The following is a 12,203-nucleotide window of genomic DNA, read 5'->3' on the forward strand; positions in this document are numbered from 1 at the left end:
AGCCCCCGTGAGGGAACCGAAAACCACGCTTTTCGGTTCCCGTTGAGCCAAAGTCTTACCCGGACTTTGGCGATATTACAGTAGCCTCCGTGAGGGAAGGGGAAACCACGCTTTTCCCTTCCCGTGGAGCGAAAAGTCCCGGATTGGACTTTTTGCGACTCTATCAATGTTGGTGCTTTCTAATATTTTCTACTCTGTGCAACTCTGTGGAGCGGCCTTCAGCCGGCCGCACTGTGGTTCGTTGATCCTTGCCTTGTTTAAAGGAACTGTTGTTACCCTTTACCTGTGACCTTTGAAAATGTCCTATTTACAAAGCCTTAATTGCAAAAAAAGCGAGGCCAGTGGCCTCGCTTTGAGTAAGCCATTGGCTTGAAATTTTATCTATACCTGGTAAGGATCCTTTCCATCTTGTCTTTCCCCGCGAGCTTCTGCTTCTTGAGCGTCTCGATCTCGAAGTGCAGTTCCGTGGTGGGTGGTCTTTTCAAAAGTTCCTCGATCTTTTCTTCGAAGGCCAGGTGATCTTCGTAAAGCGCCTTGAACTCCCCGTTCTCGGCACAGACCCTCTCGATCAGTTCATGGTCTCTGGTGGTCATGGTTCTCCCTTGGAAAAAAAATAAGTTGGATTATAGGGTTATGGGGGTTTTAAAGTCAAGACCTGAAATCCGCGGGGGGTAGGATTTCAGGTCTTGACAGCTGTATCGGCGTAACGGTGTGTCGGGGTATCGGGGTAAAGCAGGTTTTTGCCTGCTGCGGTTAGTAATCGGTATTGAACATCGAAAATCAGAACCAAACCATGCCTCACACGGAGACACGGAAAAGATCAACTTCGGGGATTTGGGGTAATCTAAGCCTTATGGCGTAAAAGCCCGGGTTTCACCACAGGGTACACAGCGCGGTCTGTTTTGACCGCATCACAGGGTAAATCAGTGAACCGCTCCCCGGCCTAAAGGCCGGGGAGCGGTTCACTTCCATGTGTTCGGCCTTGGCGGAGCCCTTGTTTTCAGTTCTCCCCGGTACCTCATCAGGGTCGTCAACGCTCTCGTCACTGCCAGTCTCGCCGGAACGATCATTTATTGGATCGTTCCGAGTTTAGGGCCCTATTTCTATAGTGAGACCGCAGCTCTTTTCGACAGGATGCCTGACAACCCTCTTCTCAAGGAGATGCTTCTTCGCCAACTTCTCGCAACCATGGAATCTCCCGAGAACTTTCATGTGACCTTCGGCGGCGGGATCGCCGCGTTTCCAAGTCTACACATTACATTCAGCACCATCCTCCTCTTTTTCTTATGGAGCAAACATAGGATTCTGACCGTACTTCTGCTTTTCCCTTTCTCACAGCTCGTGGTTTCCACGGTCTATCTCGGATGGCACTATGCTTTCGATTCCCTTGGGGGGATAGTACTGGCCTGGATAGTAATCACCCTGATCGAGTGTTTGGAGGTATCGAAGGCATCCATGAAGGAAAGCTGATCGATGCCCTGGCGGGATCAGCTTTCCTTGAATGTATCCTCGAAAAACTCTTCCAGCTTCACATCCAGATCGTCGTCCGGATTGCCGGCCGACTGCGGTTCAGGATCCGGCAGCGGCGCGCCATCGCCCTGGAACCCGGTCATGTCCGGCACGGGGGGAACGTCGAAGGAGTACTCCGCCACCTCCGAAGCATCTCCTTGGCCGGCTGAATCCCCTGCCTGGATGAGCTCTTCCGGGATGACATCATCGGGACGGACCCCCGCCGGTGACCAGTCAGCCGGGACATCCATGGCGGGAATGCCGGACTGGGCGTCCAGCCTGGCGTCAAACCCGAGGTCGGAGGCCATCTCCTGTACGATGGAATCGTCGATGATCCTCTGCCTCATGAGAAACCCCTGGAACAGGGCGTTGTCGCACAGGACGTTGATCTTCCTGGGGAACCCGTCCGAGTAACGATAAATACGCCTGAGGGCCGTGTCGGTGAAGACGGGGTCCCTGGTGCCGGCGATGGCCATCCGATGCACGACGTAGGCCTTGGTGGCCTCCTCGGTAAGGGTGGACAGGCGGATCTTCATGGCCACCCGCTGCAGAAGGGGCGGGTCGAGGGCCATGACATCCTCGATCTCGGGCAGGCCGAAAAAGACGAAAGTGATGAGCTTGTGGGCCGTCACCTCCAGGTTAAGAAGGCCGCGGAACTCTTCCATGAGTTCCCGGGTGTTGAGCATCTGGGCCTCGTCGATGAGGACCACAGCCTTCTTTCCCATCTCGTGGAGGTGGATGAGCTTGCGGTACAGCTGGCCGATAATCTGGAGCTTTTCCGTGGCGGGGTTTTCGATACCGAGCTGCTGGGCGATGCGCCTGAGGAGCCACTCCTGGGATATCTCCGAGTGGAGGATGACGAGAAGGGCCGATTCGTAGGCTTCCGAGGGAAGACCGTCGAGGACCTTCCTCGCCAGGGTTGTCTTGCCGGTGCCGATGTCGCCCACCACAACGGCAAGCCCCTTCATGGTCTCGGCCACGTACATGATCCGTGTCAGGGCCCTGGCATGCTGGGCGCTATTGTAGTAGAAACGCTCATTCGGGGCGTTGGAAAAGGGCTCTATCTGGAGGCCGTAAAAATCGAGGTAGCTCATTTTCTCCTCTAGTCCCGCCCGTGAAGGAGCGGGTTCCGATCAAGTGGTAACCCTTTTTTGAACCTTTATTATTCCTTCAGTCAGTTTCCCGGCGCGGACCTCTCGGGAAAAATAGCTATAAAACCGCCATGGTGTCCGAATGGCGGTTTTATAGATAGGAGATCCTGTCTTTCTTGGGTTTACCGGGATCGTCACCGGTCTCGCCCGCCGTTTCCCTGGCCATCTCCTCAACCTCCCTGATGAGATCGGAGAGCATGTCGTCCATGCCGCCGTCCAGGGGCATGTCAGCCTCGACTTCGTCTTCAGCCTCTTCCACAAGGTGGGATTTTACCCTTTCGATAGCCTCGCCGATCCGCTCGAAGGTGGGATCCTTGGCCTGGACCTCCTCGTAGGCGGCAACAGCCTCGGGCCACGCCTTTTTACGCTCCAGGGTCTCTCCCATCTGGTAGAACAAGCCAGTCCTGGTAGACACTTCCGAGATGTCGATCGCCTTCTGGATCGCCTTCACAGCGGAATCCAGATCCTTCTTTTCCACAAAACACATGGCCATCAGGCTGAGGCTGTCCTGGGCAAGGTCAGGGTCCCTGCTGCTGATCTCGAACTCCCTGAGGGCATCGTCGGAAAGCCCCATGTCCTTGTAGGCGATCCCCAGGTTGTAATGGGTCTCGTACTCCTCGTCTCCAAGAGTCTCAGCGATCCCTTTCTTGAACTGGGAAAAGATCTCCTCGAAGGTGATACCGCCGCCGTCTGAAACCGTCTCCGCCGGGGCCTGGAACTCATCGGCAAGCTCCGTCCGCAGTTCCTCGGCAAGGTCCAGGAAACCTCCGGCGCCTTCTGTTTCCGAGTCCTCGACGATGAGTCTCCCTTTCACCTCACGGGCATCACCAGGCAGCACCCGTGTACCGGCGGCCGGCACCTTTTGTGCGGGGGCAGCCGGGGATTCGGGCACAGGAGGCGCCCCGGTAACAGGCGGAGCAGATCCTTGCGAAGGGGCCTCGACCCCTTCAATGGCAGCCGCCGCAGCCGCATGGCCGGGAGAGCGCTTGAGAATCGACTGGTAGATGCGGTGAGCCTCATCCTCGAGACCTTGGGACATGTAGAAATCGGCTTCCTCCATGTCCTCCGCAAAGGGGTCATGCCCTTCCCTGGCCCCGGGTTCTGAAACCGGCTGTGCTTCCGGAGGTTGAGCGAGGGTTTCATCAGGGAGTTTGACGGACTCTTCTAACCCGGGGACTTGCCCGGTGGCCGCATCGGCAGGCGCAGGCGCTCCCGAGGCGGCGGCCTCGATCCGTTCAAGGACCCTTGGGTCGTCCGGGGCCTTGGCCCTGGCGCTTTCAAGGATCTCCATGACCTTATCCGTCAGCCCGTAACGTTCGTAGACCTCGGCCTCGGCGAGAAGTTCGTCGACGGTCATCTCCTCTTCAGGGGAGGCTTCGGGCTCAAAAGCAGAAACACCCGGTTCCCCTGGAGCGAGGTCCCCGCCGCCTTCAGCGACCAGTTCCACCTCGTCGTCGAAATCTTCCAGAACGATATCAGGGATGGAATCGATCTCTTCTTCAGAGATCACCTCCACCGACTCGATATCGTCAAACTCAAGTTCCTGGCCATCATCGAGATCGATGGCCTCGATCTCCTCTTCTTCGCTGATCTCCATCCCCTCTTCGACATCCGTGCCTTCTTCGGAGATCAGTTCCAGATCCTCTATCTCGGTCAGTTCTTCAAGTTCCGCTGCCCCGAGCTCCACCGGCGCCTCACCAGGACCCGCGCTGTCAACAGCCGCCGATAGTGCCTCGAGATCGCCGGCCTGCACCCTCGCCAGGTACCCCTTGGCCTCCTCGTTGAGAGGATCGAGTTGGCTCACCTTCTCGAAGGCCTTGCAGGCACCCTTCGCATCCCTGCTCTGTACCAGGGACCTTCCCAGGAGCAGCAGGTTCTTGATCTGTCCTACCCTGTCATTCCTGGCCTCGGCAACGCAAATGAGGCCCTTGATGGCCCTGATCTCCCCCGGCACGACCATCATGATCTGCCGGTAGAACGCCTCGGACTCGTCCAACTCCCCGTTGCGCAGGTGTGACTGGGCAACGAAAAGGTACTCCCTCATGACCCCTTCCAGCTCTCCCGACTTGAGGAACAGCTGCAGCGATTGCGCGATCATCTGTTCGCCGCCGGAATTGTTTCCCAGCTGGAAGTGGATCCGCCCGAGGAGAAGCGCCATGCGGGGATCGTCGGGCTCCACTGCCAGAATGGCCTCGATCTCCTTCCGGGCCTCCTTGAACTGGCCGCTCTCCAGATAATGGGCGCACAGCTCCTTGCGAACCGCCGTGTTGTCGGGGTTGAGGCCCGTGATCTTCTCGAAGAGCTGGGAAGCCCGATCGTGGAAACCACGGCGGCTCAAGGTGGTGGCGGCCTTGGCGAAGGCTTCGGCTGCCTCCTGCTTGCGGCCCTTCCTGGCCAGGGTCTCACCCAGCCGGACCTGGAAACCCAGGTTCTCCGGGTCCATGTTGACCATGAGCTGCAGGACCTCGATCTGCTTGCCTTCGTCGCTCCTCTTCTCGTAGATCTGGAAAAGATTCTCCAGCTGGGACAGGGCTTCAGCCTCGAGCCCCTGGCTCTTGTACAGCTCGGCCAGCTTGTCGTAGGTCGACAGCAGCTCGGGATCGAGCCTGAGGATTGTCTTGTAAACGGCAATGGCCTTGGGGGTGAAATCCTGCTGGATATACCTGGTGGCGACTTTCTCGTAATTTTGAACCGCTTCGGACTTGCGGCCTGCGCGGGCCTGCAGGTCGGCCAGCCTGAGGGTGAGCCTCTGGTCCCTCGGATCGACCTCCACCAGGTTCTGGAAGGTTTTTATCGCCTTGTCCAGGTTGCCCTTGGAAAGGTGTTTCTGGGCAACCTTGAGCAGTTTTGCTTTATCAGTCATTCAAATAATCCCCGACCTCACCGGATAAAAAAATAAAATGAAACGATAACACACATGCAGTTTTCCGTTAACAGTGAACTGTGAACAGTGAACCAACCCTCTATTTCTTCATCGTCTCCATGAAATCGGTCCCGTACTCACCCTTGCGGAACTTCATGGTGGCCAGTATCCGCTGGTGGAGGGGAAGGGTGGTCTTGATCCCCTCGATGACGAACTCTTCCAGGGCGCGCTGCATCCTTGCCAGGGCCTCTTCACGGTCCCGTCCGTGGGCGATGAGCTTGGCGATCATGGAATCGTAATGGGGTGTGATATAGTAGTGCTGGAACGCCGCGGAATCCACCCGGATCCCCGGGCCGCCGGGGGCATAATAGAAGGAAATGGTACCGGGGTTTGGCCTGTGGTCCACCGGATCTTCCGCGTTGATACGGCACTCGATGGCGTGCCCCTGGATCTTCACGTCCTCCTGTGAAATCCCCAGCGGGTGCCCGGCACTGATCCGGATCTGCTCCTTGACGAGGTCGATACCTGTCACCATCTCTGTGACCGGGTGCTCTACCTGGATCCGGGTGTTCATCTCCATGAAGTAGAAGTTCCCCTCGGCATCCAGCAGGAACTCCACCGTCCCGGCGTTGAGATAGCCTGCCTCGCGGGTCAGGGATGTCGCTGCCTCACCCATGCGGGCCCTCAGCTCGTCGGTCATGGCCGGGGAGGGTGCCTCCTCGATGAGTTTCTGGTATCGCCGCTGGATGCTGCAGTCCCTTTCGCCAAGGTGGACGACCTTTCCGAAGCTGTCCGCGAGCACCTGGATCTCCACGTGACGGGGAGACTGGATGAACTTTTCCACGTAGACTTCCGGATCGTTGAACGCCGTACCCGCCTCGGCCTGGGCCATGGAAAAAGATGTCCTGAAAGAGGCTTCGGAGTGGACGACCCTGATCCCCCTGCCTCCTCCGCCCGAGGCAGCCTTGATGATCACCGGGAAACCAAGCTGCTTTGCCCCCTCGAGGGCCACTTCAGGGTCGCTCACCCCCTCCACCCCCCCCGGGGGTATGGGGACACCGGCCCTCACGGCGAGGTTGCGGGCCTGGATCTTGTTCCCCATAAGCCTGATGTGATTCGAACGGGGACCGATAAAGGTGATCCCGCTGGCCTCGCAGACCTCTGCGAATTCAGGGTTTTCGGCCAGGAAGCCGTACCCCGGGTGGATCGCCTCGCAATCCGACACCTCGGCAGCGCTCACGACCGCCGGGATGTTGAGGTAGCTCTGGATGGGGTTTGCCGGGCCGATGCAGATACTCTCGTCCGCGAACCGCGTGTGGAGAGCGTCCTTGTCGGCTTCGGAAAACACGGCTACCGTCCTGATGCCCAGTTCCCTGCAGGCGCGGATCACCCTGAGGGCGATCTCACCCCTGTTGGCGATCAGGATCTTGGAGAAAAGTCTCGACTTGCTCACGACAGATCGACGATAAACAGCGGCTGACCGTACTCGACCGGCTGGGCGTTTTCTACCAGGATCGAAGAGACTTTGCCCGAGACCTCGCACTCGATCTCGTTCATGATCTTCATGGCCTCGACGATGCACATCACTGTGCCCTTGCTTACATTGGTGCCGACCTCAACGTAGGGCGGGGATTCCGGGCCCGGGGCCCTGTAGAAGGTCCCCACGATGGGAGAAGTGACGAGGAACTGGTTCACGCCCACGGCCAGGGTGTCGCCCGCGGCAGCGGGAACATCGCCAGGTGCGGCCTGCGCCGGGCGGGCGGATGCCTCCTGGAAAGGAAGCTCACGAGTCCTGCCAACCGCCGTTTCCTCCAGGACACCCCCTTTCCTGACCCGGATCCGGGTATCCCCCCTCTGGAGGGTAAAATCCTGGACCCCGTACCTTTCAACAAGTTTCAGGATCTCCCTGATCTCCTTGATATCCATCTGCTGCACTCCTATCTGACGCGTTCGATATAATCGCCAGTGCGCGTATCGATCTTGACGACATCCCCCTCGTTGAGGAAAAGGGGAACGTTGATGACGGCTCCCGTCTCCAGCTTGACCGGTTTGGTGGCGCCGGTGGCCGTATCTCCCTTGGCGCCGGGCTCAGCCTCTTCAATGACCAGTTCCACGAAGATGGGCAGCTCCACACCCACCGGTTTACCGTTGTAAAATTGGACGTTCACCTCGAGCTGTTCCTTCAAAAACCCGGTGATGTCACCCAGATCCCCCGAGGTGATGAGGGTCTGATCGTAGGTGCCGGTATCCATGAAGTGAAAACCGCCATCGTCGCTGTAAAGGAACTGCATGGTCTTCTCTTCAAAATCCGGCCTTTTCAGCTTCTCCCCGGACCTGAACGTCCTGTCCAGCACGTTTCCGGAAATGAGGCTCTTCAGCTTCGTTCGTACGAACGCCCCTCCCTTGCCCGGCTTGACGTGCTGGAACTCCACGATAATGTACGGTTCCCCGTCCATCTCGACCTTCATACCCCTTTTGAACTGATTGGTGCTGATCAAGACAACTCCTCCTCTGAGCCGGGACGGTCAGCGGCCAGGAGGTCCAGGGCCCCAAGGAGGGCTAACCGGTACCCCACAGGCCCGAACCCCATGACGATGCCGGAGGCGACGTCCGAAACGAGGGAACGGCTGCGGAATTCCTCCCTGGCATGGATGTTTGAAATATGGATCTCGAAAAAAGGCAGTCCCGCCGCTAACAGGGCATCGCGGATCGCCACGCTGGTGTGCGTAAAGGCGGCAGGGTTGATGACCAGCGCACGAAAACCGGCCCCGGGAGCCCGCTGGATCCGTTCGACGATCTCACCTTCGTGGTTGGACTGGAAAGTCTCCACATGGACCCCATGCCCGCGCCCGAAATCGACGAGGCCGGAATCGATCTCCTCCAGCGTCATGACCCCGTAATGATCCGTTTCCCGGCTTCCGAGAAGGTTAAGGTTGGGGCCGTGGATAACGAGGATACGTGTCATGTAAATTCCTTGATGAGGCGGGGAGCAGCCAGTTTCATCAGGTATCTTGCTTTCCCGCGGTTACCATCCGGGCCGAGGACCACAGCGATAAAATATTCGTCTGTGACCAGGCGCAGGATGAACGTGCTGTTCCGGGTGCTGATGAACACCTCCTCAACCTGACCGGCCGAAAGGGAGACGGAAGCTTTCTGTATGCTCTTGATGGCTGATGCGTACTCGATACCCACCGTCTGGATATTGCACGATTCGTCCACGAGATGCTCGCCAATGGCGATACCGTCCATCCCCATGATGACGGCGCCCATGAGCCCGTCGGACCGCTGTGCTATATCCGTCAGTATTTCGTCAAAGATCATTTCTGTTTCATCCTTTCCGCATTCTCGAGCCACCGCCCCAGGGTCTCGCTCATCTTGTTTCCAGGGGCAGCCGCCTCCCTGGCGGCCATCGGCTCCGTTACAGGCGCAGGTGCCGTCGCGGCCACCGGTGCGGCGGCCGGCTCCGGAACCCCTGGGACCGCATCTGAGACCAGTTGAGCCTGCGGGGGAGCAGGGGGGGGATGAATTACAGTCACAGTCTCCGTCTCAGTCACGGGCTGAGTGACGGTCACAGGCTTTTCGATGAACGGTGGGGGCTGAACTGCAGGCTGCTCCTCCATCATCTCTTCCAGTGCCGAGATCTTCAGCTCGATGACCTCATCCCCCGGCCTTTCCTGGAGGATCTGCCTGTAGATCTCCAGTGCCTTGTCCGTAAGTCCCTGTTGAGCGTAAAGGTCCGCGAGGGTCTCCGTCGAGATGGCGCCGCCGGTCGCTGAAGCGTCCAGTGAGGGCGGCGACTGTGGGACCGGCTCGGACGTTTGCCGCGCCAGATCCAGATCCAGGGCCGGTTCCTGTTCCGGCTCCCGGAAGATCATTGCCGGCTCGGGAATCGAGAGGAGGTCGGGGGCCGGAGGCGCCGGCCGGGTCTCCATAACAGTCTCGTTCACCGTCTCAGTCTCCGTCACAGAAACGATCTCGTCGGCATCAGGTGGCGGCTGAACTGATGACGGGGCTTCGGGTACCGTCCCGGGGATCACCTCTTCAGCCAGACTGGCCTCGGCCAGATTTTCTCCCTCCTCCATGAAGGCGGCGATCTGGGGATCGAACTGATCGATGTCGTCCACATCGTCCACCTGGAAAACTCCGCCCTCCTCCTCAATCAGGTCAACATCAATCTCGTCGACATCGTCCTCGGGAACGTCAATGACAGCCTCATCCGCTATCATTGGACCTTCAGCGACGGGGGTTTTAACGACAGTTACCGGGCGGACGGCAACCGGGTCCGTGGTGACGTCCTGGCCTTCCGGGGAGAAAGAGAAGGTCTCCTCGGTCGGCAGGGGGTCGAGTTCGACGCCGTCTACCGTAGTGGGCTTTTGCTCGTAGGTGACAAGGTGTCCTTCTCCATCCCCCCTGCCCGATCCCGCCTCGAACTCCATCTTCCTGGGAGGCTCCGCCTTCTTCTTCATCTCCTCCAGGATCAGGGCCACTTCCTGATCTTCGGGACTGAGAAAGTTGGCTGCCTCCAGAGCCCGAAGCGCTCCCTGGATGTCTCCCTTGTCCCTGAGAGCCTTACCCAGGAACTTTTGCCCCAGGTAGTTTTCAGGGCTGTCGGCTACGGTCTTCCGAAGGACATCCACCGCGGGGTCAAGTTCCCGGCTCTCGTAGAGGGCTCTGCCCAGAACGAGCAGACCGCCGCTGTAACCCGGGTGGACTTCCAGTCCCGCTCTTGCGGTCCGGATGGCGTCATCCAGGCGTCCCGCCTTTCGGTAGGCTTCAGCCAGAGGGGCAAACGCCCTGGATTCAGGGTCATCGGCCAGCATCCGTTCGTATCGCTGAATATCATCTTCGCTCATGGCAGACCTCCCCCTCCTGTACTCTCACGGCATTACCCGATTGGGAATAAAAATTAAAAATTGATGACTTCGCAAAAAATCTCAATGGTATTCTTTTGATGCTATGGGAATTGACGTATCAAGTCAATCACCCGAAATCCACTGGAACACAATTCATCCCCCGGCGGATTTCGGGTCCGGGAACAGGAAGAGGAAGAGGAAGGCGGAATGTGGATCCTCCTTCGCTAAAGCTATGGAGGACAAGAGGTGGAAGAGACCGTTTGAACCTTGTCTTTCTTCCCTATTCCCTGCCCCCTACTCCCTGTCATTTCTCCTCCTGCCAGTCTTTTTTCCACTCCTTGAGCGCTCTTAACAAAGCTGCCGGATCTTCCAGCGGGACGATCCGGTGCTGACCGATCCCGCTGACGAGGACAGCATGCACGGAACTGCCCACGCTTTTTTTATCTCTGCTCAGGTACAATGCTGCCTCATCGGGTATCGTTACTTCAGGAGTGGGGATACGGCGAAGGAGGGCGGAGGCCCTCGCATACTGCTCCTCAGGCAGTGAACACAGGTCGACCGAAAGCCGCAGGGCGGCGCCCATTCCCAGAAGAACCGCTTCGCCGTGACGCATGACCCCGAAACCCAGTGAAGCCTCGATGACATGGGCCAGGGTGTGTCCGAAGTTCAGCACCCTCCTGAGACCCGTTTCCCTCTCGTCCAGCTCGACAACTTCCGCTTTGCGGGCGCAGGCAGCCGCGACAATGCGGGCCACATCCAGTCCTCCGCCAGGGGAAAGGTCGTCAACCGACTCCATGTAGCGGAAAAGCTCCTCGTCAAGCGCGATGGCGATCTTGACCACTTCAGCCAGCCCTGAGTCCCAGTCCCGGGTCTCGAGGGTGGAAAGGCACGGAGTCTCGGCGAACACGGCCTCGGGCTGGTAGAAGGTACCCACGAGGTTCTTCCCCTCCGGGATGTTGATCCCGGTCTTGCCCCCGACGCTGCTGTCCACCATGGCGAGAAGTGTCGTGGGCATCTGCACGAAACGGACACCCCGCAGGTACACCGACGCCGCGAAACCCGCCAGGTCCCCCACGACACCTCCCCCGAGGGCAAGGACAAGGGACCCTCTGTCCATGTCGGAAGCGGCCATGGTCCGGCACAGCGCCTCGACCTTCTCAAAGGACTTGCTTGGCTCACCTTCAGGGACGACGTACCGCAGGACCCTGACGCCTCCGCGCACCAGCATCCCGTGAACAGTCTCCCCGTAAAGGGAATCCACACGCTCATCGGTGACCATGATCACGCCGGTTGGAAGCGAGGCTGCCAGATGAGGAACCAGACCGTCCCAACTCCCGGGTCCGATCTGGATGGAATAGGACCTGTCATCGAGACCGACATTTACAATCTGGACCATCTACCTTGCCTCCTGTCAAACGAATGAGTTCCTCGGCTGTCTGTGCCGGGGTCTACTCATCTGTTTTGACGAAAAACCGCCCGAGTTGGGCGGTCAGCGGTCTGCCGACGGTGCTCTTTCACAAATCCTTGGATTTGGCGCCGGGTGCCCTGGTTCGTGAATACCCGGTCCTGCAATTCAAACTGTCTGAAGTCCTGACCCTCTTTATAAGCTGTAAAGTTGATGGACTCGCCAAAAGTCCATCAACGCGCCCCGCGCGGGGCGCCCAAATCAATGGCAAGCCGCTCCTGGGAGAGGCGCCCGGATCGATGACCCGTGAAAACTGCCGCGCCTGGGAGCGGCGCCCGGATCGAATGCCAATGGCTGTGTGTTCGATCCGTGAGGGAACCGAAAACCACGCTTTTCGGTTCCCGTTGAGCCAAAGTCTCGCA

At 58.6% G+C, this 12,203-nt stretch carries 11 protein-coding genes; 1 reads left to right on the plus strand and 10 read right to left on the minus strand.

Annotation, left to right across the window (positions count from 1 at the left end; genetic code table 11):
• Positions 1 to 377: 377 nt before the first annotated feature.
• Positions 378 to 593, minus strand: coding sequence for a YdcH family protein (locus P1S46_08990; GenBank protein ID MDF1536621.1), 216 nt, complete (start codon positions 591 to 593; stop codon positions 378 to 380).
• Between the two features lie 379 nt (positions 594 to 972).
• On the opposite strand from P1S46_08990, the gene P1S46_08995 reads away from it, so the two are divergent.
• Positions 973 to 1,470 (plus strand): phosphatase PAP2 family protein, encoded by a 498-nt coding sequence (locus P1S46_08995; protein MDF1536622.1) that lies wholly within the window; start codon positions 973 to 975, stop codon positions 1,468 to 1,470.
• Between the two features lie 17 nt (positions 1,471 to 1,487).
• Here P1S46_08995 and P1S46_09000 read toward each other — a convergent pair whose 3' ends face one another.
• From P1S46_09000 to aroB, 9 genes are all read right to left on the minus strand, one after another.
• Positions 1,488 to 2,603, minus strand: coding sequence for an AAA family ATPase (locus P1S46_09000; protein MDF1536623.1), 1,116 nt, complete (start codon positions 2,601 to 2,603; stop codon positions 1,488 to 1,490).
• Between the two features lie 148 nt (positions 2,604 to 2,751).
• A complete protein-coding gene (locus P1S46_09005; GenBank protein MDF1536624.1) occupies positions 2,752 to 5,523 on the minus strand; it encodes a tetratricopeptide repeat protein in 2,772 nt (923 codons plus the stop codon).
• A 100-nt stretch (positions 5,524 to 5,623) separates the two neighbouring features.
• Positions 5,624 to 6,976: an acetyl-CoA carboxylase biotin carboxylase subunit gene (gene accC / locus P1S46_09010; protein ID MDF1536625.1), complete on the minus strand. Its 1,353-nt coding sequence runs from the start codon at positions 6,974 to 6,976 to the stop codon at positions 5,624 to 5,626.
• On the minus strand, positions 6,973 to 7,449 hold the full coding sequence (gene accB / locus P1S46_09015) for an acetyl-CoA carboxylase biotin carboxyl carrier protein (GenBank protein MDF1536626.1): 477 nt from the start codon (positions 7,447 to 7,449) through the stop codon (positions 6,973 to 6,975). The genes accC and accB overlap by 4 nt, the downstream gene beginning before the upstream one ends.
• A gap of 11 nt (positions 7,450 to 7,460) precedes the next feature.
• Positions 7,461 to 8,021: an elongation factor P gene (gene efp / locus P1S46_09020; protein MDF1536627.1), complete on the minus strand. Its 561-nt coding sequence runs from the start codon at positions 8,019 to 8,021 to the stop codon at positions 7,461 to 7,463.
• Positions 8,018 to 8,488 (minus strand): type II 3-dehydroquinate dehydratase, encoded by a 471-nt coding sequence (gene aroQ / locus P1S46_09025; protein MDF1536628.1) that lies wholly within the window; start codon positions 8,486 to 8,488, stop codon positions 8,018 to 8,020. The genes efp and aroQ overlap by 4 nt, the downstream gene beginning before the upstream one ends.
• Positions 8,485 to 8,844 carry a roadblock/LC7 domain-containing protein gene (locus tag P1S46_09030; protein MDF1536629.1) on the minus strand — a complete coding sequence of 120 codons (360 nt, stop codon included), beginning with the start codon at positions 8,842 to 8,844 and terminating at the stop codon, positions 8,485 to 8,487. The genes aroQ and P1S46_09030 overlap by 4 nt, the downstream gene beginning before the upstream one ends.
• The gene (locus P1S46_09035) at positions 8,841 to 10,376 is read right to left on the minus strand and encodes a tetratricopeptide repeat protein (protein MDF1536630.1); all 1,536 of its coding nucleotides are present in this window, start codon (positions 10,374 to 10,376) and stop codon (positions 8,841 to 8,843) included. The genes P1S46_09030 and P1S46_09035 overlap by 4 nt, the downstream gene beginning before the upstream one ends.
• Positions 10,377 to 10,680: 304 nt before the next feature.
• Complete coding sequence (aroB, locus tag P1S46_09040; protein MDF1536631.1) at positions 10,681 to 11,772, minus strand: 3-dehydroquinate synthase; 1,092 nt, start codon at positions 11,770 to 11,772, stop codon at positions 10,681 to 10,683.
• Between the last annotated feature and the right edge of the window lie 431 nt (positions 11,773 to 12,203).

Source organism: bacterium (assembly GCA_029210545.1).
Classification (GTDB): domain Bacteria; phylum BMS3Abin14; class BMS3Abin14; order BMS3Abin14; family BMS3Abin14; genus JARGFV01.

Excerpts from the sequence above, each read along its gene's own strand:
- aroQ (MDF1536628.1), bottom strand. The coding sequence starts at position 8,488 with ATGACACGTATCCTCGTTATCCACGGCCCCAACCTTAACCTTCTCGGA.
- aroB (MDF1536631.1), bottom strand. The coding sequence starts at position 11,772 with ATGGTCCAGATTGTAAATGTCGGTCTCGATGACAGGTCCTATTCCATC.
- P1S46_09030 (MDF1536629.1), bottom strand. The coding sequence starts at position 8,844 with ATGATCTTTGACGAAATACTGACGGATATAGCACAGCGGTCCGACGGG.
- P1S46_09035 (MDF1536630.1), bottom strand. The coding sequence starts at position 10,376 with ATGAGCGAAGATGATATTCAGCGATACGAACGGATGCTGGCCGATGAC.
- P1S46_09000 (MDF1536623.1), bottom strand. The coding sequence starts at position 2,603 with ATGAGCTACCTCGATTTTTACGGCCTCCAGATAGAGCCCTTTTCCAAC.
- P1S46_08990 (MDF1536621.1), bottom strand. The coding sequence starts at position 593 with ATGACCACCAGAGACCATGAACTGATCGAGAGGGTCTGTGCCGAGAAC.
- accB (MDF1536626.1), bottom strand. The coding sequence starts at position 7,449 with ATGGATATCAAGGAGATCAGGGAGATCCTGAAACTTGTTGAAAGGTAC.
- P1S46_09005 (MDF1536624.1), bottom strand. The coding sequence starts at position 5,523 with ATGACTGATAAAGCAAAACTGCTCAAGGTTGCCCAGAAACACCTTTCC.